This window comes from Dactylosporangium vinaceum (assembly GCF_019904175.1).
In the GTDB taxonomy this organism is placed as follows: domain Bacteria; phylum Actinomycetota; class Actinomycetes; order Mycobacteriales; family Micromonosporaceae; genus Dactylosporangium; species Dactylosporangium vinaceum.
Window position 1 is genome coordinate 3,597,281 of the sequence record NZ_CP061913.1, and the last position, 23,871, is coordinate 3,621,151.

Consider the following 23,871-nt stretch of genomic DNA (forward strand, 5'->3'; position numbering starts at 1 on the left):
CGTGAGCAGCGGTGGTTGAGCCCTTACGGCCGGAGGACCCGCGGCGGCTCGGGCCGTACCGGCTTCTCGGGCGGCTCGGCGCCGGCGGCATGGGGCAGGTCTTCCTGGGCCGGGACCCGGCCGGCGCGGCGGCCGCCGTGAAGACGCTGCACCTGGGGGCCGGCTACGACGCCGAGCTCGTCGAGCGGTTCCGGCGGGAGGTGGAGTCGGCGGCGAAGATCCGGTCGGAGTACACCGCGCGGGTCCTCGACGCCGACCCCGCCGGCGCGCCGCCGTGGCTGGCCACCGAGTATCTGGCCGGGCTGACCCTGGCCGAGGTGGAGGACCTGGCCGGGGCGCTGCCGGAGGAGCTCGTGCGGCGGCTCGGGGCGGCGCTGGCCGGTGGGCTCGCCGCGATCCACAGCGCGCGGGTCGTGCACCGCGATCTCAAGCCGAGCAATGTGCTCGTCCTCGCCGACCAGATCAAGATCATCGACTTCGGGATCGCCCGGCCGGACGACGCGCCGCGGCTCACGGCGTCGCAGTACTTCCACGGCACCGTCGGCTACATCGCGCCCGAGCGGTTCGCCGGCAAGGCGGGCACGCCGGCCTCCGACGTGTTCGCGCTCGCGGCGATGCTGGTGCGGGCCGCGACCGGCCGGCTGCCGTTCGAGGGCGCCAACATGGCCGAGTACCTCTACGCCGTGCACTACAGCGCCCCCAACCTCGTCGGCGTGCCGGCCGGGATGACGTGGACGCTGCGCAAGTGCCTGGAGGCCGCACCCGAGGACCGGCCCACCGCGCGGCAGGTCCGCGAGCGGCTGGCCGCCGGGCTGCCGGAGCCCGCCGGGCCGTGGCTGCCCGCGCCGGTCCTCGCCGCGATCGCCGGGCGGCAGCGCGCCGCGGCCGGGCTGCTGCGGCAGGGCCGCGACCGGCCGTGGCGGGCCGGGCACGCGATGGTCCGCGGCGAGATCGTGGTCGCCGGCCCGACGGTGGTCCTCAGCGCCGACGACGGTGTACAGGCATTGGAGGCCGGCGACGGTACCGTCCGCTGGCGCCACCCCGAGCCCACCGCCCCCGGCTACCGGCCCCTCGTCGCGGGCGACACGGTGATCAGCCCGGCCCCGAAGCGCCTGGTCGCCCTGGACCTGCAGACCGGCCGGGAGCGCTGGGCGCTGCCGGTCGCGCCGCACGGCGAGCCGGTCTACGCCCACGGCCTGGTCCACGTGCTCGGCCCGGGCAAGCGCAACCTGTTCGCCCTGGACGCCGACACCGGCGCCGAGGTGTGGCGGACCGCGGCGGCCGCCCTGCGCCCGGTGCCGGTGCCCGCCGGCGTCGCGATCGTGCAGGGGCTCATGGTCAGGGAGCGGCGCTTCGACGGCACCGCTGGCTGGTCCCACGGCGAACTGCCCGCCCCGGCCGGTGGCCTCACCGCCGCGGGTGACCTGGTCCTCGTCCGGTCCGGCGATGCCCTGCTCGGCCTGGGCGCCCGGGACGGGGCGCTGCGGCTGCGGCGGACCGGGCTGCCGCCGCGGGTCGCGCCGGCGGCGACCGCCGAGATCGTCGTGCAGCCGGCGGCGGGGGAGCTGCTCGGCCTCGACCCGGCCGACGGGTCGCTCCGGTGGCGTTTCGCGCTGGCGCACGACCGGGGCACGCCGCACGCGGTCCCCGGGGCCGTGTTCGTCACCGAGCCCGAGAGCCTGACCGCGCTCGGGCCCGACGGCGAGGTCCGGTGGAGGGTGCCGGGCATCGCCGTGTGGCCGGGGGTGCACGCGACCGGGACACTGGTGTATGTGGTCGACGCCGGCGTGCTGCGCGCCTACTCGCGCCACGACGGCACCGTCCGCTGGTCCGCGCCCGACATCCGCGTCACCCGCGCGCCGGTCGCCGGTGACGGTGTCCTGTACGTCGACAACGGATACACCTTGTTCGCCATCAACGCCGACGACGGGGAGCGACTGCCCACATGACGGTGCACATCGAGTTCGACGCGGACCGGCGGTTCACGGACCAGTTCGAGCTGCAGTGGGGCCGCCTGGCCGCGACCGGTGAGCGGGTGCTGCGCCGGACCGCCCGCAACGCCGACGCGCAGCGGCTCGTGCGGGCCGAGGTGCACGCCGGGCGGCTGCTCGACGCGCTGCCCGGCACCACCTACCCGGTGCAGCTGTGCCGGGTCGTCGAGCACGACCTGACCGGTGCCAGTGCGCACGTGACGAGCACCTACCGGGGTGTGCCGGTGGCCGGGCAGCCCGGTGCGCCGCTGCCGGAGACGCTGCTGAAGATCTTCGGTGACCTGCTCGTGGCGATCCAGACCCTGGCCAAGGCCGGGCTGACCCACGGCGCGATCGTGCCCGAGTTCGTGCTCTGGGACGGCACGCACGCCCAGCTGGTCAACCTCGGCGAGGCGGTCGCGGTCGGCGAGCCGGCCCGGGCCGCCCTCGACCCGCAGTGGCAGCCGCCGGCCGGCCCCGACGGGCTGCGCCTGGCGACCGAGGCCGACGACGTGTACCAGGCCGGGATGGTCGTGTTCTGCATCGCCCTGCAGCGCGGCCCGGCCGGCCCGGCGCAGGTGCGCGAGGAGCTCGGCCGGGGCGGCGGCTCGGCCCTGTCGGCGCTGCTCGAGGGCGTCTTCGCCGACGACCCGCGGGACCGCCCCGACGCCCACGAGCTGCTGCGGCGGGTCGAGGAGGCGCGGTACGAGCCGGTCTGGCAGAGCCCCGACCCGGCCGACGCCACCACCGCCACGATCAAGATCCCGCAGCAGTACTCCCCGGTGCCCGCGACCATGCCGGTCCCCGTGTCCGGGCCGCCGACCGCGCGGGCCGCGGTGGCGCTGAGCCCGGCCCGCGACGAGTTCCGGCGGCTGGTCGAGGCCAAGCAGCAGTACCGCCAGGCCCGCAACGCCCCGCAGCGGGTCGCCTGGCGATGGTGCCGCAGCCTTGTCGACGTACTGTGGTACAGCCGCGACGAGCTGTCGAGCAAGATCATCATGGGCGTGCTCGCGCTCGTCGTCATCGGCGTGCCGCTGACGCTCATCGTGCTCATCGTGCACACCGTTGGAGGGTCCAAGTGAACGTCGCGAGCCCGAGCCGGCTCCTCGGCCGCGTGCTCTGCCCGATCTGCCTGCAGTGGATCCACTGGAGCAAGGCACAGCGGGTCGAGGTCGACATGGAGACCCAGCAGCACCGGCCGTTCCGCCCGCGCGGCGCCGACGAGACCAAGGAGGCGTTCGCCGAGCGGCGCCTCGGCGCGCAGCGCTCCTGCACGCTCATGCGCGACGGCATGGCGACCACCCACTACCTGCCGGACCGCTACGGCGACTACGGCGACCCGATCGTCATCGGCCTGGTCGGGCACCGGGCGGCCGGCAAGACGCTGCTGCTGGCCGCGATGGTCGAGGCGCTGCGCAACAACCTCGAGCTGGCCGACCTGGGCCTGCGGGTCGAGCGGCTCGACGAGGCGATCGAGCACAACTACATGACCCGCTACGTCGAGCCGTTCTGCCACCGCCGCGAGCAGCTGCCGCTGACCCAGATCAGCCCGATCGCGTTCAGCTACGTGGCCAAGGTCTACAGTGCCCACGCCCGCCGCGACTTCGCCGTCGCGTTCTTCGACGTGGCCGGCGAGCAGCTGCGCCGGCGCCGCTCCGGCGACCGGTTCCTGGACACGTCGTTCCTGTCCGCGGTCAACGCGCTCATCTTCGTCATCGACCCGGAGAAGGCGCTGCCCTCCGCGCTCGGGGAGCCCGCGACCGTCTACGGCGACCCGGCGTTCAACGCGGTCATGGACCGCCTCGTCGAGGTCCGGGGCGAGAAGGGCACCCAGTTCCTGCCGATCCCGGCGGCGATGGTGGTGGCCAAGTCCGACCTGCTCGCCCCGCGCCGGCCCGAGGTCGCGAAGTGGCTCGACCGCGACGACAACACGCGCCTGCAGACAGTCGCCGAGGAGAGCGAGGAGGTGTACGAGTTCCTCGCCAACAACGGCGCCGAGCGGTTCCTGCCGCCGGTGAACCGGGTGAGCGACGTGAGCCTGCACTACGCCTCCGCGGCCGGTGTCGCGCCGCGCGACGGGCACTTCCCGGCCGAGGGCTTCGGCCCGCGCCGGGTGCTGCGCCCGCTGCTGTCGCTGTTCGCCATGACCGGCGTGCTCGACCGGGCAGTGCTGGGGGACCGATGAGCCGACGACTGGATGGAGCGCGATGACCTCGCCTTCGGGGCGCATTGACCAGATCGTGTTCCGCTGGCGCACCCGGGCGTCGGCCGGCGGCGGCCAGGACGGTGTCGGGCCGGACGCCACCTCGCTCACGGAGTCCGCCGTCGCGTGGTGGGACGAGCGGCTGGCGCTGCGCATCACCCGTGCGCCCGGGCGCAACGAGCGGCCGTCGCTGGCCTACCTGCGCGTCGACGCGTACGGGGTCGTCCTGCACAAGGTCCCGGCCCGCGACGACCACGGCCGGCCCGGTGCCGCCGTCGCGCACGCCCTCATCGGCCCGGCCGAGCTGATCAACGTCCAGCTGGCGCTGGGCCTGGAGCACTGGCCGCACTGGGCCGGGCGCAACGACCCCGGCGCCTACCCGCCGGGCCGGGTCGGCACCGTGCCGTTCGCGGTGCTGCGCGAGCACGCCGACGCCGCGCTGGCCCAGCCGGTCAACGACCCCGGCGGCGCCTTCGACGAGCTGCTCGACCGGGTCCTGGCCAACCCGGCCGCCCCGCTCACCGTGGTCATGCCCGACGCGCCCGCCACCGCCCTCGTCCGCGGCCTCGTCGACGTGCTCGGCGACGTGCGGGACCTGACGTTCGCGGCCAACGAGGACGACGACACCGACCCGGACCTGCCCCGGCTGGTCTTCCTCGACGCGGTCACCGGCGGCTCCGGCTACGCCGCCACCCGCGAGCGGCTCTACCCCGGCCAGCCCGGCGCCCGCGTCGACGGCTTCACCCAGCAGCTGGCCGACATGTGGCGCCGCGGCGGCGCGGCCGAGCTCGCCCCGCTGCGCGGCGGCCGCAGCCTGTCCCGCGCCGCCGACGTGCAGCAGTGGGAGCGCGAGGTCGTCGTCGGCGGGCGCATCCTGCAGACGACGCTACTGGAGGCGGTCACCACCGGCCAGGCCGCGCCCGAGCACCTGGAGCTGCTGCACACCGAGGCCGGGCAGCGCCAGATCGAGGCGGAGGCGGCCAAGCTCAACGACGGCGACCTCGCCACCGCCTACCAGACCTGGCAGCCCGGCGGTCAGGTCGCCACCCGCTACCCGGGCGCGTCACAGGTCATCACCCGCCTCGTCGTGCAGCGGGCCATGCGCAGCGGCGCCAGCAAGACGCTGCGGGAGGCGCTGAAGCGCTCCGCGTTCGACCCCGAGCTCGTCGACGCGCACCTGCGCGCCTGGGCCGCGCACGGCCGCAACGCCAACGCCGGGCCGGCCGCGATCGTGGAGCTGGCCCAGCTCGCCGCCTCGTTCGGGGTGCCACCGGCCCTGCAGGCACCCGGGATGCGGGCCCTCATGGACCGCATCTCGCTGGCCGACCTGATCGAGCTGGCCAACCGCTACACCGGCTCGAACGTCCACACGGCCGAGCTGCTGCTCAGCGCGGCCGAGGGGCGCGGGTTCGACCCGGGCGCGCTCGACGCGGCGCAGATGGCCCTGGAGCGCACCGACTACCTCATCTACTGCATCCCGTTCCTGCCCGGCGACGCGCGGATCGCCCAGGACCGCTGGCAGCGGCTGCTGCGGGCGGTCTTCGGGGCGCAGCTCGGCGACGAGCACGGGCGCGTGCACCACGACGTCCTGAAGTTCCTCGGGCGCAAGGACGCACCGGAGGTACCCCCGGCGCTGGCATTCGCCCTTCGCACGTTTCCCGGGACCCTGACCGGCAAGGCGCGGGTCGATCAGCTCGCGGCGCGGGACTTCTATCTGGCCGCCGGGCTCGAGGACATCTGGCCGGAGCGCGACGAGCTGCTGCGGGCCGAGCGCACCACGAAGGTGATGCGGCAGCGTTCGTCGCACGGCGACTCGGCCGGGACCGTCACCCGCTCGGCCGTTGCCGCCGCTCCCGCGCGCGTGCGCCGCAGCGTCGAGCCGCGGCTGCTGATGATCATCGGCGGGGCCGCGCTCGTCGTCGTGGCGCTCGTCGCCGTCGTCATCTTCGCCATGTCGGGGGGATCGCAGTGAGCACCGAGTTCCGGCTCAGCATCGACTACGGCACGACCAACACGGTCGCCTACCTGCAGCCGCCGGGCGAGGCGCCGTTCGCGCTGCAGTTCAACGGCGGGCCGCTGCTGCCGTCGGCGGTCTGGGCCGACGAGCACCGCTCGCTCGTCACCGGCCACAACGCGGTGCGCTCGGCCCGGCTCGACCCCGGCCGCTACGAGCCCAACCCGAAGCGGCGCATCGGCGAGCGGAAGGTGCTGCTGGGCGGCGACGAGTTCGACATCGCCCAGCTGATCGGGGCCACCCTCGCGCAGGTCTACGGCGAGGCCGTCCGCATGGCCCGCACCGACCGGCTGCGGGTCGTGCTCACCCACCCGGCCGCGTGGTCGGCCGACCGGCAGGGCGTCCTGCGCGCCGCCGCCGGGCACGCCGGGCTGCACCAGCCGACGCTCGTCAGCGAGCCCGAGGCGGCCGCGGCCCAGCTGATCGCGTCCGGCGCGGCCGTCGCCGACGGCGACCCGCTCGTCGTCTACGACCTCGGCGCCGGCACCTGCGACGTGACGGCGGTGCTGCGCACCGGGCGCGAGTTCCAGCAGCTGGCCAAGGCCGGCGTCGACGACGTCGGCGGCCTCGACCTCGACGAGGTGGTGCAGAAGCGGGTCGGGCGCACGATCGGCGACCGGTACCCGGACGAGTGGGCCCGCCTCATGGAGCCCGAGGGGACCGACCGCTGGCTGGCCCGGCTGCTCTGGGACGACTGCCGCGGCGCGAAGGAGCGGCTCAGCACCGAGCGGGTCGCCCGGGTCCAGGTGCCGCTCATCGACGAGGACGTGTCGGTGACCCGCGGCGACTTCGAGCGCGACGCCCGGCCGCTGCTGCAGCGCACGGTCGCGATGACCGAGCAGGTGCTGCGCCGGGCGAAGATCGGCCGGGACGACCGGGCCGAGCTGTTCCTCGTCGGCGGGGCCACCCGCACGCCGCTCGTCGGCACCCTGCTCGGGCAGGCGACGGGCCGCTCGCCCCGGCGGGTCGAGCACCCGGAGCTCGTCGTGGCCGAGGGGGCGCTGCGCTACCTGGCGATGCAGGCCAACGAGCCCGCACCCCGGCCCCGCACGATGCAGATGCCCGCGACCCCCGCCACGCCGATGACCCCGGTGACGCCGGCCGCCCCGCAGACCCTGCAGGAGCCGGTCGTCGTCGACGCGGCGCCGCCCACGCGCCGCGAGTCCGTCACGGTGAAGCTGCCGCCGCAGCCCGCCCCGGCCTTCGCCCCGCCGCCGGGCGCGTACGGGGCTCCGCCGCCACCGGTGCAGGACAAGCGCAAGCTGATCCCCAACCCGTACCGGTTCCACGGGGCGGCGACGTTCCGGTTCGCCGCGGTCCTGGCCGTGGGCCTGGTCCTCGGGTTCTTCGACGGGGTCCTGTTCACGGTGCTGAGCTGGCTGCTCATCCTCGGCGGCGGCGCGGGCACGGCGTGGAAGCTGTTCCAGTGGGCGCTCAGCGCCCGTGACACCCGGCCGCTGCGCATCGACGGCACCGGCATCACCGTGACCAAGGGCGGGCAGGACACGACGTTCCCGTGGTCGCTGATGGCGACGGTGTACATCCGGCCGTACCGCTCGACCCGGTGGCTGGTGTGCACGCCGGCGTCCAACACCGCGCTGGGCAGCGACCACGGCACGGCCCGGTTCTGGTCGCGGCCCTACAGCGTGTTCTTCCTGACGAGCACCGGTGGGTTCGGCGACGATCTGGTGAAGGAGGCGCTGGAGCAGTACGCGGGGGAGCGCTACCCGCACTGAATAATCGGTTGCCCGGTCGCTCCTTGATCGGCATCCTGGTGCCATGACGTACTGACGGGCTTGAGACGGGTATCCCCACCACCTCTCTTCGAAGGATTCTTCCTTTTGCCTGCCAGTGTTTCCCTATTCGCGTCCCCGAACAGCTGGATCGAGTCCGACGCCGTCGCGCAGTGTCACCAGGTGGCCGCGTTCGACGGGATGCGGCACGTCGCCGGCATGCCCGACCTGCACCCCGGCAAGGGGGCGCCGATCGGTGCGGCGATGCTCTCGTCCCTGCTGTACCCGTTCCTCGTCGGCTCCGACATCGGCTGCGGCATCGCCGTGTTCCCGATCGCCATCAAGAAGCCCGTCCCCGAGCGGCTGGCCGCCCGGTTCCCCGACCTCGACGTCCCGATCGACCCTGACGGCGAGGACGTCCCCGGCGGCTGGGTCGAGGGGCTCGGCACCGTGGGCCGGGGCAACCACTTCGTCGAGCTGGCCCGGGTCGACTCCATTGTGGACGCCGCGCACGCCGAGCGCCTCGGCCTGGCCGAGGGCGCCCTGGTGCTCATCGTCCACAGCGGATCGCGCGGGCACGGCGAGCGGATCCTCCGGGCGCACACCGAGGTGCACGGGGCCGGGCCCGCCCTGGAGCCGGCCGCGTACCTCGCCGCGCACGACGACGCCGTGCGCTGGGGCTCGCTCAACCGGCGGCTGCTCGCCGAGCGGGTCGCCCTCGCCCTCGGTGCGGAGCCGACCGAGCCCGTCATCGATCAGTGCCACAATCTCGTCGAGGTCCGTGACGGGGCCTATCTGCACCGCAAGGGGGCCGCGCCCGGCGACGGGCGGGATGTGCTCATTGCGGGGACTCGCGGTACCCCCTCGTATGTGGTGGCCGCCCACGCGGGGGCCGACGCGGGCTGGTCGGTCGCCCACGGTGCGGGCCGCAAGATGTCCCGGGCCGACGCCCTGCGCCGGGGCAAGGCGAAGCACACCGTCGAGGAGCTGCGCCGCACCCCGGTCGGCTCGATCGTGGTGTGCGGCGACCGGCAGCTGCTGTTCGAGGAGGCCCCGACCGCCTACAAGCGCATCGAGCAGGTCATCGGCGACCTCACCGGGCACGCCCTGGCCACGCCGGTCGCCGTCACCGTCCCGGTCGTCACCTACAAGACGGCCGAGCACGACCGGCGCCGGGCACGTTCATGACCGTGCACCTGATGCTGTCGGCCGGCCGCGGGCCGCTGGAATGCGCGTGGGCCGTGGCCAAGCTGATGTCACGGCTCACGGCCGACGCGGCCCGGCACCGCGTCGGCGTGGCCGTCGCCGAGCGGGTGCCCGGTGAGCGCCCGGGCACGCTGCGCTCGGTCGTGCTGACGCTGAGCGGCGCCGGAGCCGAGGCGTTCGCCGCGGCGTGGACGGGCACGCTGTGCTGGCAGGCGCCGAGCCCGTACCGCCCGAACCACGGCCGCAAGAACTGGTACGTCATCGGTGGGCGCTGCTCGCTCGACGCCCCGCGGACCGCGTTCCAGGAGTCGGACGTCTCGCTGGTGCCCTGCCGCACCGGTGGCCCCGGCGGCCAGAACCGCAACAAGGTCAGCACCGCGGTCCGGGCCACCCACCGCCCGAGCGGCCTGGTCGTCGTGGTCGACACCGAACGCCACTTCGGCCTCAACCGCAGCCTCGCGTTGCAGCAGTTGCGGGAGCGCCTGGAGCGCGAGGACCGGGCCGCCGCCCGGGCCCTGACCTCCGCCCGCTGGCACATGCACGACGAACTCGTCCGCGGCGACCCGATCCGCACCGAACGTCCCTAAAGCCGGGGGATGGGCCGCCGATGAGCAGATCATCGGCTGTATCCGGGCAGCCTCGCCCTGATGGGACGGAAACGGCATGAGCGTGAACACCGCGCCGATCGAGGTGACGGTCCGGCGCAACGCGCTGGGCGGGTTCATCGCCGACCGGCCCGTCGGCGTGAAGAACCTGATCGGCGTGGTGCTCGTCGCGCTCGTCGCCGTCGGGGTCGGGGTGCTGTCGATCGTCAGCATGGGCCGGGTCAACGACCGGCTCGACACTCTGAAGTCCGAGCATCTGGAGAGCGTGCAGCAGCTGGTGGTGATCCGGCAGGGGGTCGCCGAGAACTACCGGGCCCAGTCGCTGTTCGCCTGGTCCTCCTACGACCCGACGCTCGGGCCCCGCGCCAAGGACGCCCGCAGCAACGGCGACACGCTGGTGAACGGGGCCATCCAGGCGTACCAGGGGCACACCGCCGATTCACCGGCCCGCAGCGCCGCGCTCGCGGCGTTCGCGAAGGCCTGGGCCGACTACAGTAACCTGCGCAACGTCGTCGTGTTCCAGGAGCAGCCCGCCGCCGGCACCACCGTCACGGCCGACGCCGCCGAGCGCAACACGCAGTGGCAGGGCCTCGAGAAGCAGATGAACGACTCGCTGTCGCAGCTGCAGCAGCTGGAGGCCACCCAGGCCGACGCCGAGGCCGCGAATGCCGCCAGCGCCTATCACAGCTCGCGCGACTGGACCATCGGTTCGCTGATCGTGGGCCTGGTCGTGGCCCTGCTCGTGGTCGTGCTCATCGGCCGGCGCATGAGCCGGCAGCTGCGCACGGTCTCCGAAACGTTGCGTGCCGCGGCTGACGGCGATCTGACGAAGCGGGCGGAGGTCTTGTCCCGCGACGAGCTGGGTGCGATGGCGGTGGCCGTCAACCAGGCGAACGCCGGCATCGGCCGTACCGTCGAGACGCTGACGACCGCCGCCCGCACGCTGGGCGAGAGCACGCACCGCCTCACCGGCGTCACCGCGCGGATCGGCGACAGTGCGCAGGCGGCCGCGGCTCGGGCGAACGTCGTCGCCGGTGACGCGGGCACCGTGTCGCACAACGTGCAGACGCTCGCCGCGGGCTCGCAGGAGATGGGGGCGTCGATCCGGGAGATCGCGCAGAACGCCAACGACGCCGCCCGCGTCGCCTCCGAGGCGGTCGGGGTCGCGGAGCAGACGAACCACACGGTGTCGAAGCTGGGCGACTCCAGCACCGAGATCGGCAACGTCGTCAAGGTGATCACGTCGATCGCCGAGCAGACGAACCTCCTCGCCCTCAACGCCACCATCGAGGCCGCCCGGGCCGGCGCGGCCGGCAAGGGCTTCGCGGTGGTGGCCAGTGAGGTGAAGGACCTGGCGCAGGAGACGGCGCGGGCCACGGAGGACATCTCGCGGCGGGTGGAGGCGATCCAGGCCGACACCCACAATGCGGTGGCCGCGATCGGGGAGATCAGTCAGATCATCGCGCGGATCAACGACTACCAGCTGACGATCGCGTCGGCGGTGGAGGAGCAGACGGCCACGACGGGGGAGATGAGCCGCAGTGTCGGCGACGCGGCCCACGGTGCGCAGAGCATCGCCGGCAACATCTCCGGCGTCGCCGATGCGGCGCAGACGACCACGTCGACCCTGGCCGAGGTGGACCAGACGGTGGCCGAGCTGACCCGCGTCGCGGGCGACCTGCAGCACGCGGTGGGCCGCTTCCGGGTCTGACGTCTGACGCGAAAGTGATAGTGACAGTCGTCGATAGGTGACAGGGTGTGGGGATGACTCCCCACAGCCGTCGCTTCGTGGCCGCCTTCACCGCCGTGCTGGCCGCCGCGCTGCTGTTGCTCGTGCCCGGGTCGCCGGCCGCGGCCGCCACCGCTGATCGGTTCGGGTTCGCGCTCGTCGACAATCCGGCGGTGCCGACCTGGACGGTGCTGCCGGTGCCGTACCAGTTCGGCAGCTGGGCCTCGCCCGCCGTGGCGACCGGTGGCAAGGTCGCCACCGGGCGGTTCCTCGTGCGCTTCCCCGGCATCGGGGCCGGGGCGCGGGGCAACGTGCACGTGACAGCGGCCGCCCGTGACGGCCGGTTCTGCGAGACCGTGCGGTGGTACTCCTCCGGCCTCGACGAGATCGTCGACGTCCAGTGTTTCAAGGCCGGCGGCTCGCCCGCCGACACGCCGTTCACGGTGCTGTGGACGGTCAGCTCCGGTGTGCTGCCCACCGGCACCGGGGCGTACGCATCGCTCCAGGTCACCGGGAACACGCTGACCCAGGCGTACAACTCGACGGGCAGCCCGGTGTCGGTCACGCCCGTGGCGGTCGGCGTCTACGCGGTGAAGCTCGCCGGTGTCGGCCTGGCCAGCGGCGTGCAGGCGGGCAACGTGCAGGTCACCGCCGTGCAGCCCAACGCGCAGCCGCGCCGCTGCAAGATTCTCAAGTGGGGGGCCGCGGGCGTGGACGTCGTCGGGTACGTCGCCTGCCACGATCCGGTCACCGGCGCCCCGATGAACAGCGACTTCACCGCCTCGTACCACCGTGAGCGGTCGGTTTACGCGTCGTTCGGGCCGCCGAAGTACTTCGGGTACCTCGCCACCCCGTACGGCGGGCCGACGAACTTCTCCTACCCGCTCGGCGTCGGTGCCAACGGCTGGGGTCCGCTGGGCACCGGCACCTACACGGTCAAGTTCCCGGTGCTGCACGAGAAGGCCACGACCGCCCACCTGACGGCGATCGGCGACGGGCCCGGCTACTGCACGCTCCTGGACAAGTGGGTCCTCGCCGGCGCCGCGGACGCGGTGGTGCCGGTGGCCTGCTTCGACAACGCCGGCAACCCGGACAAGAGCGAGTTCAGCGTCGCGTTCTCCTCGAGCGTCTGACCCCGGGCCGCCCCGGGCCCGGCACCGACGTCAGGCCTGGGGCGCGAACGGGCGCACGCCGTAGCGCTCGGACTGGCTGATCACGTCCCACAGGACCTGCGGGGCCCGGGCGCCCTGCATGGTGGCGACGGTCTTGGTGCGCTCGCCGCGGTAGGTGACAGTGACACGGTAGGCGTACCTGTCGCAGCACGTGTGCTTCGGCAGGTACGCGGCGTGCAGGCGCTGGAACCGCCGGGTGCCGGCCAGCCGCAGCGCGGGCGCCCCGCCGACGGTGGTGGTGTCGACGACGAACGCGGTGTGCTCACCGGCGAAGCCGCCCGAGCGCTCCAGCACGATCTGCGTCGCCGCCTGCGTCGCCGCGCCCGCGCCCATCGGCCCCGCCGCCGCGGCCGGTGCGGCCGGTGCGATGAGCGCGGCCGCGGCCGCCGCGGCGATACCGATGCCGGCGCCGCTGCGCAGAATGGTGCGTTGCATGATGGCCACCCCCGTGTGCCGGGCACCGCCGTTCGATGCCTCAGCACGAGCACACCACGCCTCGGCGGCCGGGTGGCCCGGTATCGGCGGAAGTCAGCCGGTGGTGCGGCAACGTCCCGGATCAGCCGGTGAACGTTGCCGAGCGCTTCCGGTCCTCGTACTCGGCCGCCGTCAACAGCCCCTTCGCGTAGTCGTCGATCGCCCGCTCCAGGACGCCGAGCCGATCCGGAGTGCCGGGTTCGGCGAGGACCGCCCGCAGCCGCCGGTACTGCGCATCGTCGATGACGCCGTTGTCGTGCAGCCGCCGCAGCCGGCGCCCGGGCGACCCGGAGCTCTGCGGCTGCGCGGTCCGCCCGGACCGGCGCTGGACGAGGATGCCGAGGCCGACCGGGATGAAGACGCCACCCATGATGTAGCTGCCGAGCCTCGCGTCGGCCGGCATCGAATCCTGCAGCGCGCTCTTGAGGATCGCGGCGACGCCGAGCCCGACGAACCCGGCGACCCACACCCACTGCCCGGTACCCCGCCCGTTGAGCCCGTTGCGGCTGATCGCGATCCCGGCCAGCCAGACCAGCACCCCGCCCACGAGCACCAGCGTGAACGGCACCGTCCCGGGCGGGCACGCGTGCCGGCTGAGGTACGGCCCGCCCGACGCGCAGCTGCCGGTGTTGAGCAGCCAGTGCATCGCGACAGCCATCGCGGCGACCCCGGCCAGCCCGGCCACGACACTCAGCACGTCCCGCACGACGGGTTTCATGCGTGCGAGGGTGACACAGGCCGCGCCGCCACGCGCTGTCCGATTGGCGACGGGCTACCGCTGCAGCTGCTCCGCGACCCGCGCCAGGCCGTCGCGGATGAGGCGGCCGTAGTCGTCGTCGCCGAGGGCGCCGATCGTGTCGCGGGCACGCTGGAGGTACGCCCGGGCCTGATCGACCTCACCGAGCTTGCGGTGGCACTCGGCGAGGTTGAGGTACAGCGACGGGTAGAGCCCGGCCACCGACAGCGGCACGCCGGCCGCGGCGACCTGCTCGTCGGTGATCCGCCCGGCGGCGTCAAGGGCCCGCAGGTCCCAGACGAGCTCGTCGCGGGGGTCGTCCTGCACGTCGGCCATCGAGTGCGCCAGCACGCACACCGGCAGCGGGTCACCCCGCTCGCCGCCGATGTCCGCCCAGATCTCGGCGAACCGCTCCCGGGCCGCGGCCCGCCGGCCCTGGCCGTGGTGCAGGGCCACGGCCTCGGCGATGCGGGCCAGCGTCGCGTCGACGGGCAATGCAGACTCCTGGTGAACCTCGAGCAGTCCCGCGCGCATCGACCGGGTGGAGGCCCACGAGGGAGGTGGCGGTCGCGCACAGCGTACGACAGTCACGGGCGCGGGTGCCCCGGCCGTGTGACGCCGCTGCTGAGAAAAGGCCGGCGCGGCCGGTGACGATCGGGCCGGTGCCGGACACAGACGGGGTGGAGGTGGACGGGTGACGGCCGAGGACGAGTTCTCCGCGGTGTTCGCGCGGCACTACCGCGACGTCGAGCGCTACCTGTACCGGCGCGCGCCCGACGCCCCGGTGACGGACCTGGTGGCCGAGGTGTTCCTCGTCGCGTGGCGGCGCTGGGAGGAGCTCCCGGCCGGCCGGGAGCTGCCGTGGCTCTACGCGGCGGCCGGGCACGTCCTCGCCAACGAGCTGCGCGGGCGGCAGCGGCACCGGCGGCTCGCACCGCCGCGTTCGCGATGCGCCTGGCCCGCGCCCGCCGCCGGCTGCGGGCCGCGCTCGCGCCGCCACCTCCGGCACCGGCGTTCATCCGCACACCGACCGGGGAGCAGGCATGAGGAGACGCATTGATTCGACGCTGGCCGGGCTCGACCCCGCCGCCGGCCTGAGCGACGAGCCCGGCACCGCCGACCGCGCGGCGACGCTGCGGGCGATCCTGGCGACGCCGCGCGACGCGACCCGCCGGACCCCGGGCCGGCCCCGGCGCCGGCTGGTGCTGGCCGGGGCCGGACTGGCCGCGGCCGCGGCGGCGAGCGCGGCCGTCGGACTGCGCGGGGAGCCGCAGCCCGCGTACGCGGCGACGCCACCGCCGCTGCGCTACGAGCGGCCGGCCGGCGGGCGCTCCACGGGCGAGCTCCTGCGGGCGATCGCCACGGCCGCCGCGGGCTCGCCGGTGCGGGGGGTGGGGGACTACGGGTACATCCACCTGCAGCAATGGACGCTGGCCAACCCCAGCATGGCGCCGCGCGGGGCGTATCTGACGGTGGACCCGTCCGAGCTGTGGCTGTGGTACCGGCGGGCCGACGGCTCCGGCCGGACGGTCGTCGCGGACGCGCTCGGGCGGCGGGAGTCGCGGCTGGACCCGGGCTCGTTCAACCGGATCGGCCCCGGCGACCTGCGCGACGCGCTGCTGGTCAGCGGGCGCACGCAGATGTTCGACGTGACCGGGGAGTCGTCGCCGCTCGGCGGATACGCGCAGCTCGGGCACGATCAGGTGCCGGCGCCGGGGCTGCGGGCGGAGGCGTTGCGGCTGCTGGCGGAGCTGCCCGGGCTGCAGTACACCGGGCGCGTCCGCGATCGCGCTGGACGTACCGGAGCGGCCTTCTCTTTGGACTTCGATGCGAGGACGGGGCCGGTCCGCGACACCGTCATCGTCGATGCGGCCACCGGCGAGCTGCTCGGCTTCGAGCGTATGCTGCTGGCCCTGCGCGACCCCCGGTTCCTCGAGGAGCTGACGCCCGGGTGGGCGCCGCTGCGGGTCCGCACGCCGGCCGTCGTCGCGTATACCGTCTTCCTCGAAGCAGCACTTCGCGGGAACGACAGCTAGCCGGTGCAACCTCCGGCACCTCGGAGCCGGTCAAGGTGAACGTGAGACTCATTGGAAGGCCCGGCGTCACCGCCCGTGACCAGCAGTTCCACGAGTTCGTGGCGCAGCGGCGCGGTGCGCTGCTGCACACGGCCCGGCTGCTGACCGCGGGGGACGCGCATCTGGCCGAGGACCTCGTGCAGACGGCTCTGACCAAGCTGTACGTCTCATGGTCGGCGTTCCGGCGGGCCCACAACCCCGACGGGTACGTGCGGCGGGTGCTGGTCAACGCCCTGACCGACGAGCGCCGGCGGGTCTGGCGGCGCTTCGAGCGCAGCGTGCCCGACCTGCCCGAGCAGGCCGGTCCGGACGCCGCCACCGACGACCCCGAGCTCGCCGAGGCGCTGCGCGCCCTGCCGCCCCGGATGCGGGCGGCTGTGGTGTTCCGGTTCGTCTACGAGCTCGACGTCGCCGAGACGGCGCAGGCGCTGGGCATCTCGGCCGGCACCGTCAAGAGCCAGACCGCGCGGGCGCTCGGCAAGCTGCGCGAACGGCTCCAGTCAACCCCACAAGGAGTGAAGTGACAATGGATCTGCAGTCCCGGCTGGAACGCTTCGGCGGCCCCATTCAGCCGCCCGCGGCCGCGCACATCGCGGCCGACCTCGACCGCGGCCGCCGCGCCGTGCGCCGCCGCCGCACGGCCCTGACGGTGGCGGGTTCGGTCGCCGGCGTGGCCGTGCTCGGCGCCGCCCTGGCCTTCGGGGGCGGCCCGGTCACCACCCCCGACCGGACCCCGCCGGCGGCTGCGTCCTACGGCGGCCTGACCCTCGTGGCCTACCAGGGCCCGCAGCCGAAGCACTTCGTCATCGACAAGGTCCCCGCCGGCTACTTCGTCCAGGCCGACGACTACGGCGGCCTGACCATCGCCCCCGACCGCGTGCGGCACCCGAGCCCCGGCGTCGACCCGTCGAAGGACCCGATGTACGACCCGCTGGATCTCCAGGGCAAGATCGCCGTCTACGTCGAGCAGCAGTCCTACCACGCCGATGTGAGTGGCGAGCCGGTCACCGTGGGTGGCTTCCCGGCGATCCTGCACACTGTCGACACCACCCGGCAGCTGCTCATCAAGGTCTCCCCGACGGTCTTCGCCACCATCCAGGTCGACGTCCCCCTGACCCGCGACCAGATCCTTGAGCTCGGCGCGGGCCTGCACGTGAGCCAGGAGGCGATCGACCGCGCCGCGAACGCGAAGAGCAGCAAGCACGACTAGTGACAGCCCGAACACCCTGACCCACCCGACCGGATCGGCCCCCGCCGACCCGGTCAGGTGCATTGACCGGCCCGGCACCTGGTATCAAGGTCGGATGCGCAAGCACCGGACACCCGAAGGCATCGCACCGGCGGTGGCACTGGCCACCATGGAGGCGCGCTTTCCTCGCGTCGAGGAGCATTTCCGGCGGGTGTACTCCCTCAGGCTGCCCAGGCACCTCGCAGTCTTCGCCGCCTTCTGGGAGGGGCTCTCCCACGACGCCGCCGCGTGCCTCGGCGAGCGGCTCGGCCTGTCGCCGTGGGGGATCACCGAGTACTTCGCGGACGGTGGTCTGGACCGCACCACCCGTGACGGGCTCGACGAGCGGCTGCAGTACCGGTTCCGGCGCGACCCCGCCGAGTTCGTCACCGTCATGGGCGGCGACACCGACGGGCTGCACTTCGGGCTCTGGTACGACGACCCCGCCGAGCTGCCCAGCTTCGTCGCCTACAACTACGCGCGGGACTCGGCCGAGACCTGGACCCACCGCGCGCCGACGCTGCTGCAGGAGATCCGGGTCCGGCTGGCCGACGCGAAGCGCGACGTGGAGCTGGACGGGCCGGAGCACTACGAGGGTATGCCGCCGTTCGAGCCCCTCGAGGCCGCCCTCGACGCCTACGCCGAGGCCGACGCGGCGGCGCTCGCGGCCGACGGGGAGATCCGGTGGGCGCACGCGGCGCGGCCGCGGGTGGCGATCACGATCGGGCCGGTGCTGCCCGAGTCGGCCGGCGACCCGCGGGCCGCCGCGTCGGGGCAGCGGCTCGACACGTACCGGGACCCGGCCGCGGCGGCGCCGATCATCGCGGCGGCCCGGGCCGAGCTGGCCGCCGGCCGCCCCGCGCTCGCACTCGTCGTGGGCGGGGAGCTGCACTGGCTCGACGCCGACGAGTACCGGGCCGCGTCGACGCAGCTGCTGACCGGGGCGTACCGGGCCCTGGGCCGCGACGCCCTCGCGCAGATCGTGGAGGTCCACCACGCGAACCGGGATCTGCGCTCGGTCGACGTCTTCTGAGCATTGCCGGTTATCCGCCCTGACCTGCGCATATGCTGGAGGAGTGCGGGATCGCGGGCTGGGTCGACTTCGACGGTGACCTGCGGGGCCACGCCGCCGTGCTCCGGGCGATGACGGCCGCTCTCGCCCTGCGAGGGCCGGACGGTGAGGGCGTATGGCTCACCGAGCACGCCGCTCTCGGCCACCGCCGTCTGGCCGTACTCGACCCGGACCACGGGGCCCAGCCCATGCTCGCGCTGCGCGGCGGCCGGGTGCGGGCGGCCCTGACCTACGGCGGCGAGACCTACAACTTCCGCCGCCTCGGGCTGGACGGGCGGACCGGCACCGACACCGAGGCGGTCCTGCGGGCCTACCTGCGCTGGGGCGAGGCGTTCACGACCCGCCTGGAGGGCATGTACGCCTTCGCGCTCTGGGACGCCGACCGCGAGACGCTGCTGCTGGTCCGCGACCGGATGGGCGTCAAGCCGCTGTACTACCTGCCGCAGCCGGCCGGCGTGCTGTTCGCCTCCGAGCCGAAGGCCATCGCCGCGCACCCCCTGGCCCGGCTGCGCGTCGACCTCGACGGCCTGCGCGAGCTGCTCGCCTCGGTCCGCACCCCCGGCCACGCCGTCTACCGCGACCTGCGCGAGGTCCGCCCGGGCGAGCTGGTCCGGGTCGACCGCTCCGGCGTGCACACCGAACGCTACTGGCAGCCGCGCCCGGCCGAGCACCGCGACGACCACCGCACCACCGTCCACAGTGTCCGGACGCTGCTCGCCGCCGCCGTCGCCGAGCAGTCCCGGGCCGACGTGCCGGTCTGCGCGCTGCTCTCCGGCGGCCTGGACTCCACGGCGGTCGCCGCCCTCGCCCCGCGTCCACTTCGGACGGTGAGCCTGGCCGAGCCGGTCGACGCCGCCCCGGCCGCGGCCGCCGCCGAATACCTGGGCACCGAGCACGAGGAGGTCGCCGTCACCCCGGCCGCGCTGGCCGATCCCGTCAACCGCGCCGCCGCCCTGCAGGCCCTGGAGCTGCCGACCGGCCTCGGCGCGTTCCACACCTCGCTGTACCTGCTGATGCGGGCCGTCCGCGAGCGGTCCACAGTCGCACTGACCGGCGAGGCGGCCGACGAGCTGTTCGGTGGGTACCCGTGGTGGGGCGCCACCGGCACGTTCCCGTGGCTCACCGCACCCCACGCCGTCCGGGCCGACCCCGCGGGCCCGCCCACCGACGTGCTCGACCCGGACCTGGGCCGCGCGCTGGACCTGGACGCGTACCGCGCGGCCGCCTACCGCGACGCACTGTCCGAAGTGGAGCGCAGCGGCGATGCGGCCGCGGACCGGGTCCGCGAGCAGCGCCACCTGCACCTGACCCGGCTCCTGCCGATCCTGCTGGACCGCATGGACCGGATGAGCATGGCCTGCGGCGTGGAGGCCCGCGTGCCGTTCTGCGACCACCGCCTCGTCGAGTACGTCGCCAACATCCCCTGGCCGGCCGACGGCAAACGCCTGCTGCGCGAGGCCGTCACCGCCGACGTCCCACCGGCGGCCCGGGACCGGGTCAAGAGCCCGTACCCGGCGCCGACCGGCCCCGAGTACGAGCTGGCCCTGCGCTCCCAGCTCCTGGAGGTCCTGGAGGACTCGACAAGCCCGGTCCGGCCGCTGCTGGACGTCCAGCGCGCCTGGCACCTCGTGGTCGGCCCGATCGCCCCACCGGCCTACGACGCGGGCCGCCGGGCGGTGGAGCTGATCCTGGGCCTCGACCACTGGCTGCGCCGCCTGCCGGTCACCCTCGACGTCAAGGCCGGCTGAGCGCCCGCCCGGCCGCGGCCCGGGATCGGTGACCCGGGTGCCGGCCAGGTGCACACCGCCGCGGATCTCGGCGCGCACGACCGCCTCCGCGCCGGGCGGGGGATCGCACCAGTCGCCGTGGCGGTACGCGGACCACATCGCGCGCTCGGTCGGCGACCATCCCGGTGGTGGGCCGTCGCGGTCGCGTCGTTGCCGGTGGCCGGCGATGCCGCGCGTGGTCATCAGGGCGCCGGGCGGCGATGGAGGGCCGGGGCGGCGGCGACGGCGATGAGGGCGAGGGCGCTGATCACGGCCTGGGCGAGGCGGGCGATTGGGTCCGGATCGAGCAGGGCGTAGGTGGCGTAGGCGTTGGCCAGCGCGTCGGTGACGAGGACCGCGGCGGCCAGATACGCGCCGGTCGGCCTTCGGCGCCAGAGCAGGAAGGCGGCGAGCGGGTCGAGGGCGGTCAGCGCGGTGAAGTACGCGGCGAGCCACGGGGGTGCCCACGCGTACGGTGGCCAGCCGCTGGTGGCGAGCTGGTACACGTGCACCACCCCGCCGTAGAGGAGGACCACGACGAGCAGGACCGTCACGCCGCGCCGCCACATGGGGCTCACGCCTCCAGGACGGCCAGGTCGCGCTCGGCGAACGCGCGGTGGTGCCACTCCTCGTTCAACACCACCCGCAGGCAGTCCGCGACCACGCGGGAGCCGGCGGGCGGCCAGCCCGGGCCGGGCACCGGGGTCGTGCGCGCGGCCAGGGACTCGGCGGTGGCCCCGTCGATGAGGGCGCGTACGGTGGCCATCCGGTCGTGGCGCAGGGCGAGCGCCTCGTCGAGCGTGGGGCGGGCGGTGCGGTCCCGCGGTACACCCGGCGTGTCTGGCATCTGATCCCACGGAAGGTCAAGCGGGTGCCAGGGTGCGGGGTCGCCGAGGATCGCCCGGCGGACCCAGCAGTCGGTCGCGAACGCGAGGTGGCGCAGGGTCTCGATGAACGACCACTCGCCGTCGACCGACTCGTGCAGGCGCTGCGCCGGGAGCCGGCGGGCGCGCTCGACGGTCTCGGCCCATCGGCGTTCGATGATGTCCCAGGCCTCGCGGAAACCCTCGGGCGTGGTCGGGCGCATCTTGACCCGCTCCGGCTCGCGGCGGTCGAGCTCGGCCTCGACAAGCGGGCCGACCTCGACTCCGTTGATGACGAGGCCCTCGACGTCGCCGCTGATGACCGTGTTGCACAGGTCGACGCCGATGAGGTGCCCGCCGCTCAGGTCGACGCCGCGCATCTGCACGCCGGACAGGTCGACGTTGGTGAACTGCGCACCGTGCAGGGTGACGTCGGTGAACTGCGCACCGCTGAGGTCGGCACCGGAGAAATCGGTCATGCATCGACGGTAACAGCGTGCTTGAATCGACACCCGTGACCCGCGAACTCGTCCATCCGCCCAAGGCCCGGCCCGGGGACCGCATCGCCGTCCTGTCGCCGTCGTTCGCCGCGCCCGCGCTGTTTCCCGCCGTGCACGAGCGGGCGATGGTGCGCCTCGCCGAGGTCACCGGGCTCGAACCGGTCGAGTTCCCCACGACCCGCCGGCTCGGGGCGACACCGCAGGCGCGGGCCGAGGACATCAACGCCGCCTTCGCCGACCCGCGAATCCGGGCGATCCACGCCGTTGTCGGCGGTGAAGACCAGATCACGGTGGTGCCGCACCTCGACCCCGAGCTCGCCCGCGCCGATCCGAAGCCGTTCGTGGGCTACAGCGACAACTCGAACCTGCACCAGTGGCTCTGGACCCAGGGCATCGCGAGCTTCTACGGCGGCTCCACGCAGGTCCACCTCGGCCCCGGCCCGGCCGTCGACGACATCCACGCCCGCTCGCTGCGGGCCGCCCTCGTCACCGGCGAACGCCTGGAGCTCACCGACCCCGGCGAGTCCGAGGACATCGGCGTGCCCTGGGACGACCCGCGGGCGCTCACCGCGTTCGGCGAACGGACGGCGACGGCCCCCTGGGACTGGTACGGCCCCGAACGTTCGGTCACCGGCCGCACCTGGGGCGGCTGCATCGAGGTGCTCCAGTGGGTGCTGACCGCGGGGCGGTTCCCGTTCCCGCCGGACGCTCTCGACGGCGGCGTCCTGCTCATCGAGACCTCCGAGGAGCTGCTGGCGGCCCGCGAGGTGGCGTGGATCGTCCGCGCACTTGGCGAGCGCGGCCTGCTCGCCGCCGTCGACGCGGTCCTGCTCGCCCGCCCGCCGGTCTCCGACTTCACCCGCCGGCCCGATCCGGCCGAGCGCGACCGGCTGCGCGCCGAGCAGCGCGACCGGGTCGTCGAGGTCGTCACCGCCTACAACCCGGACGCCGTGATCTGCGTCGGCATCCCGTTCGGCCACACCCGCCCGCAGTGGGTGCTGCCCCACGGCGGCCTGGTGACCGTCGACGGCGCCGCCCGCCGGGTGTTCGCCGACTTTTCCTGACATTTCGGGGGTACTTCCACAGCCGCCACGGCCCCGCGACGCCCACCGGGAGCGTGGCCGCCCGGCCGCGGGCCCTGCACGCAGCCGAGCGGCGCCCTCGATCGCCGGGGACCGCCGGTCAGAGGGCGACGACGGTGGGCTCGATGCGGCGCCTTCGATCGCCGGGGGCCGCCGGTCAGTGGGCGACGACGACGGTGGGTTCGATGGTGTCGGTGGGGAGGCGGCGGGGGCGCACGACGACGTACAGGGTGAGGATCGCCGCGACCATCCCGCCGAAGACGACGATCGCCATGGCGACAGCGCCCACGCCGAGGACGCCGACGAGCGGGGCGGCGAGCGCACCGACGCCGAACTGGGTGGCCCCGAGCAGGGCGGCGGCGGTCCCCGCGGCCTCGCCGTGGCGGGACAGGGCCAGGGCGGGCGCGTTCGGCATGGCCAGGCCGACCATGGCGAGCACGGTGAACAGCGGCAGCAGTACCCCGAGCAGGCCGCCCGTGTGGGTGAGGGCGAGCACGAGCAGCAGGGCGCCGGCGGCGACCCCGGTCAGCAGCGCGGCGGCCAGGATCCGCTGCGGCGTCCAGCGGCGCAGCAGCTGGATGTTCACCTGGGAGGCCCCGATCAGCCCGACCGCGCCCCCGGCGAACACGAACGCGAACTGCTGCTGGCTCAGGCCGAACTCGTCCTGGAACACGAAGCTCGACCCGCTCACGTACGCGATGAGTGACGCCATCCCGAGCCCGGCGACCAGGATCAGCCCGACGTAGGCGCGGTCGGCGAACAGCCGCCCGTAGTCGCGGACCGTCCCCGCGAGCCCGCCCCGGCGCCGCTGCTCGACGGGCAGCGTCTCCGGCAGCGCGAACGCGGTGGTGCCCAGGATCGCGAGCCCGGCGGCGGCCAGGACGACGAACACACCCCGCCACTCGGTCACCCGCAGCACGAACCCGCCGATCGTCGGGGCCAGGATCGGCGCGACCCCGACCACGAGCATCAGCCGGGACAGCAGCCGCGCGGCCGAGTTGCCGCTGAACAGGTCCCGCACGACGGCCGTGGCCACCACCGACGCGGCCGCCGCGCCGAGGCCCTGCAGCACCCGCAGCGTCCCGAGCATCACCAGGTTGGGCGCGAAGACGCACAGCACCGACGCGACGACGTGCACGGCGATCCCGGCCAGCAGCGGCACCCGGCGGCCGAACGCATCGGACAGCGGCCCGACGAACAGCTGCCCGAGCGCCAGCCCGGCCAGGGTCCCGGTGAGCGTGAGCTGCACCGCGGCCGCCGTCGCGTGCAGGTCATCGGTGATCGTGGGCAGCGCGGGGAGGTACATGTCGATGGTCAGCGGCCCGAGTGCGGTCAGGAAGCCGAGCAGCAGCACGAGGCGGAACCGCCGCCAGGTCGGCAGGAGCTCACCGGGTGAGGTCGGGGCACCGGGTCGGGTCGTTGTCGCAGTCTCGGCCACGACTC

The 23,871-nt window shown here is 74.3% G+C and carries 22 protein-coding genes; 16 read left to right on the top strand and 6 right to left on the bottom strand.

Annotated elements, in window-relative coordinates:
• The first annotated feature begins 11 nt into the window (after nt 1-11).
• The 9 genes from Dvina_RS16095 to Dvina_RS16135 all read left to right on the top strand — a co-directional run bounded on the left by Dvina_RS16095 (nt 12) and on the right by Dvina_RS16135 (nt 12,593).
• Nucleotides 12-1,949 (top strand): protein kinase domain-containing protein, encoded by a 1,938-nt coding sequence (locus tag Dvina_RS16095; RefSeq protein WP_223103287.1) that lies wholly within the window; start codon nt 12-14, stop codon nt 1,947-1,949.
• On the top strand, nt 1,946-3,052 hold the full coding sequence (locus tag Dvina_RS16100) for a hypothetical protein (RefSeq protein ID WP_223103288.1): 1,107 nt from the start codon (nt 1,946-1,948) through the stop codon (nt 3,050-3,052). The genes Dvina_RS16095 and Dvina_RS16100 overlap by 4 nt, the downstream gene beginning before the upstream one ends.
• Entirely contained in the window at nt 3,049-4,155 is a 1,107-nt protein-coding gene (locus Dvina_RS16105) for a hypothetical protein (RefSeq protein WP_223103289.1), read from the top strand. The genes Dvina_RS16100 and Dvina_RS16105 overlap by 4 nt, the downstream gene beginning before the upstream one ends.
• A gap of 22 nt (nt 4,156-4,177) precedes the next feature.
• Nucleotides 4,178-6,145: a hypothetical protein gene (locus Dvina_RS16110; protein ID WP_223103290.1), complete on the top strand. Its 1,968-nt coding sequence runs from the start codon at nt 4,178-4,180 to the stop codon at nt 6,143-6,145.
• Complete coding sequence (locus Dvina_RS16115) at nt 6,142-7,923, top strand: Hsp70 family protein (protein ID WP_223103291.1); 1,782 nt, start codon at nt 6,142-6,144, stop codon at nt 7,921-7,923. The genes Dvina_RS16110 and Dvina_RS16115 overlap by 4 nt, the downstream gene beginning before the upstream one ends.
• Before the next feature lie 105 nt (nt 7,924-8,028).
• Entirely contained in the window at nt 8,029-9,108 is a 1,080-nt protein-coding gene (locus tag Dvina_RS16120; RefSeq protein WP_223103292.1) for an RNA ligase RtcB family protein, read from the top strand.
• Complete coding sequence (gene prfH, locus Dvina_RS16125; protein WP_223103293.1) at nt 9,105-9,713, top strand: peptide chain release factor H; 609 nt, start codon at nt 9,105-9,107, stop codon at nt 9,711-9,713. The genes Dvina_RS16120 and prfH overlap by 4 nt, the downstream gene beginning before the upstream one ends.
• Nucleotides 9,714-9,789: 76 nt before the next feature.
• Nucleotides 9,790-11,442 (top strand): methyl-accepting chemotaxis protein, encoded by a 1,653-nt coding sequence (locus Dvina_RS16130; protein WP_223103294.1) that lies wholly within the window; start codon nt 9,790-9,792, stop codon nt 11,440-11,442.
• 53 nt (nt 11,443-11,495) lie between these two features.
• Nucleotides 11,496-12,593: a hypothetical protein gene (locus Dvina_RS16135; protein WP_223103295.1), complete on the top strand. Its 1,098-nt coding sequence runs from the start codon at nt 11,496-11,498 to the stop codon at nt 12,591-12,593.
• Between the two features lie 30 nt (nt 12,594-12,623).
• Here Dvina_RS16135 and Dvina_RS16140 read toward each other — a convergent pair whose 3' ends face one another.
• From Dvina_RS16140 to Dvina_RS16150, 3 genes are all read right to left on the bottom strand, one after another.
• Entirely contained in the window at nt 12,624-13,067 is a 444-nt protein-coding gene (locus Dvina_RS16140) for a protealysin inhibitor emfourin (RefSeq protein WP_223103296.1), read from the bottom strand.
• Between the two features lie 121 nt (nt 13,068-13,188).
• Nucleotides 13,189-13,824 (bottom strand): SHOCT domain-containing protein, encoded by a 636-nt coding sequence (locus tag Dvina_RS16145; RefSeq protein ID WP_223103297.1) that lies wholly within the window; start codon nt 13,822-13,824, stop codon nt 13,189-13,191.
• Nucleotides 13,825-13,878: 54 nt separating this feature from the next.
• A complete protein-coding gene (locus Dvina_RS16150) occupies nt 13,879-14,376 on the bottom strand; it encodes a hypothetical protein (protein ID WP_246656247.1) in 498 nt (165 codons plus the stop codon).
• A gap of 160 nt (nt 14,377-14,536) precedes the next feature.
• Here Dvina_RS16150 and Dvina_RS16155 point away from each other — a divergent pair, with 160 nt between their 5' ends.
• The 6 genes from Dvina_RS16155 (at nt 14,537) to asnB (ending at nt 19,965) form a co-directional block, all read left to right on the top strand.
• Entirely contained in the window at nt 14,537-14,902 is a 366-nt protein-coding gene (locus Dvina_RS16155) for an RNA polymerase sigma factor (RefSeq protein WP_246656248.1), read from the top strand.
• Nucleotides 14,886-15,878, top strand: coding sequence for a hypothetical protein (locus Dvina_RS54240; RefSeq protein WP_246656249.1), 993 nt, complete (start codon nt 14,886-14,888; stop codon nt 15,876-15,878). The genes Dvina_RS16155 and Dvina_RS54240 overlap by 17 nt, the downstream gene beginning before the upstream one ends.
• A gap of 41 nt (nt 15,879-15,919) precedes the next feature.
• A complete protein-coding gene (locus Dvina_RS54245; RefSeq protein WP_246656250.1) occupies nt 15,920-16,441 on the top strand; it encodes a SigE family RNA polymerase sigma factor in 522 nt (173 codons plus the stop codon).
• A 2-nt stretch (nt 16,442-16,443) separates the two neighbouring features.
• The gene (locus Dvina_RS16165) at nt 16,444-17,127 is read left to right on the top strand and encodes a hypothetical protein (RefSeq protein WP_223103298.1); all 684 of its coding nucleotides are present in this window, start codon (nt 16,444-16,446) and stop codon (nt 17,125-17,127) included.
• A gap of 94 nt (nt 17,128-17,221) precedes the next feature.
• Nucleotides 17,222-18,178, top strand: coding sequence for an ADP-ribosylation family protein (locus Dvina_RS16170; RefSeq protein WP_223103299.1), 957 nt, complete (start codon nt 17,222-17,224; stop codon nt 18,176-18,178).
• Nucleotides 18,179-18,210: 32 nt separating this feature from the next.
• Nucleotides 18,211-19,965, top strand: coding sequence for an asparagine synthase (glutamine-hydrolyzing) (asnB, locus tag Dvina_RS16175; RefSeq protein ID WP_223103300.1), 1,755 nt, complete (start codon nt 18,211-18,213; stop codon nt 19,963-19,965).
• Between the two features lie 221 nt (nt 19,966-20,186).
• Here the strand turns inward: asnB and Dvina_RS16180 are convergent, their stop codons facing one another.
• On the bottom strand, nt 20,187-20,561 hold the full coding sequence (locus Dvina_RS16180; protein WP_380028925.1) for a hypothetical protein: 375 nt from the start codon (nt 20,559-20,561) through the stop codon (nt 20,187-20,189).
• Nucleotides 20,558-21,325, bottom strand: coding sequence for a DinB family protein (locus tag Dvina_RS16185; RefSeq protein ID WP_223103301.1), 768 nt, complete (start codon nt 21,323-21,325; stop codon nt 20,558-20,560). Before Dvina_RS16185 ends, Dvina_RS16180 begins: the two co-directional genes overlap by 4 nt.
• A 92-nt stretch (nt 21,326-21,417) precedes the next feature.
• On the opposite strand from Dvina_RS16185, the gene Dvina_RS16190 reads away from it, so the two are divergent.
• A complete protein-coding gene (locus tag Dvina_RS16190) occupies nt 21,418-22,410 on the top strand; it encodes a S66 family peptidase (protein WP_246656542.1) in 993 nt (330 codons plus the stop codon).
• 175 nt (nt 22,411-22,585) lie between these two features.
• Here the strand turns inward: Dvina_RS16190 and Dvina_RS16195 are convergent, their stop codons facing one another.
• Nucleotides 22,586-23,866, bottom strand: a complete 1,281-nt coding sequence (locus Dvina_RS16195; protein WP_246656251.1) for a multidrug effflux MFS transporter — start codon at nt 23,864-23,866, stop codon at nt 22,586-22,588.
• Nucleotides 23,867-23,871: the final 5 nt, after the last annotated feature.

Coding starts and splice junctions, on each gene's coding strand:
- Dvina_RS16100 (WP_223103288.1), top strand. CDS start 1,946: ATGACGGTGCACATCGAGTTCGACGCGGACCGGCGGTTCACGGACCAG.
- Dvina_RS16110 (WP_223103290.1), top strand. CDS start 4,178: ATGACCTCGCCTTCGGGGCGCATTGACCAGATCGTGTTCCGCTGGCGC.
- prfH (WP_223103293.1), top strand. CDS start 9,105: ATGACCGTGCACCTGATGCTGTCGGCCGGCCGCGGGCCGCTGGAATGC.
- Dvina_RS16130 (WP_223103294.1), top strand. CDS start 9,790: ATGAGCGTGAACACCGCGCCGATCGAGGTGACGGTCCGGCGCAACGCG.
- Dvina_RS16135 (WP_223103295.1), top strand. CDS start 11,496: ATGACTCCCCACAGCCGTCGCTTCGTGGCCGCCTTCACCGCCGTGCTG.
- Dvina_RS16140 (WP_223103296.1), bottom strand. CDS start 13,067: ATGCAACGCACCATTCTGCGCAGCGGCGCCGGCATCGGTATCGCCGCG.
- Dvina_RS16145 (WP_223103297.1), bottom strand. CDS start 13,824: ATGAAACCCGTCGTGCGGGACGTGCTGAGTGTCGTGGCCGGGCTGGCC.
- Dvina_RS16150 (WP_246656247.1), bottom strand. CDS start 14,376: ATGCGCGCGGGACTGCTCGAGGTTCACCAGGAGTCTGCATTGCCCGTC.
- Dvina_RS54240 (WP_246656249.1), top strand. CDS start 14,886: ATGAGGAGACGCATTGATTCGACGCTGGCCGGGCTCGACCCCGCCGCC.
- Dvina_RS16165 (WP_223103298.1), top strand. CDS start 16,444: ATGGATCTGCAGTCCCGGCTGGAACGCTTCGGCGGCCCCATTCAGCCG.
- Dvina_RS16170 (WP_223103299.1), top strand. CDS start 17,222: ATGCGCAAGCACCGGACACCCGAAGGCATCGCACCGGCGGTGGCACTG.
- asnB (WP_223103300.1), top strand. CDS start 18,211: ATGCTGGAGGAGTGCGGGATCGCGGGCTGGGTCGACTTCGACGGTGAC.
- Dvina_RS16185 (WP_223103301.1), bottom strand. CDS start 21,325: ATGACCGATTTCTCCGGTGCCGACCTCAGCGGTGCGCAGTTCACCGAC.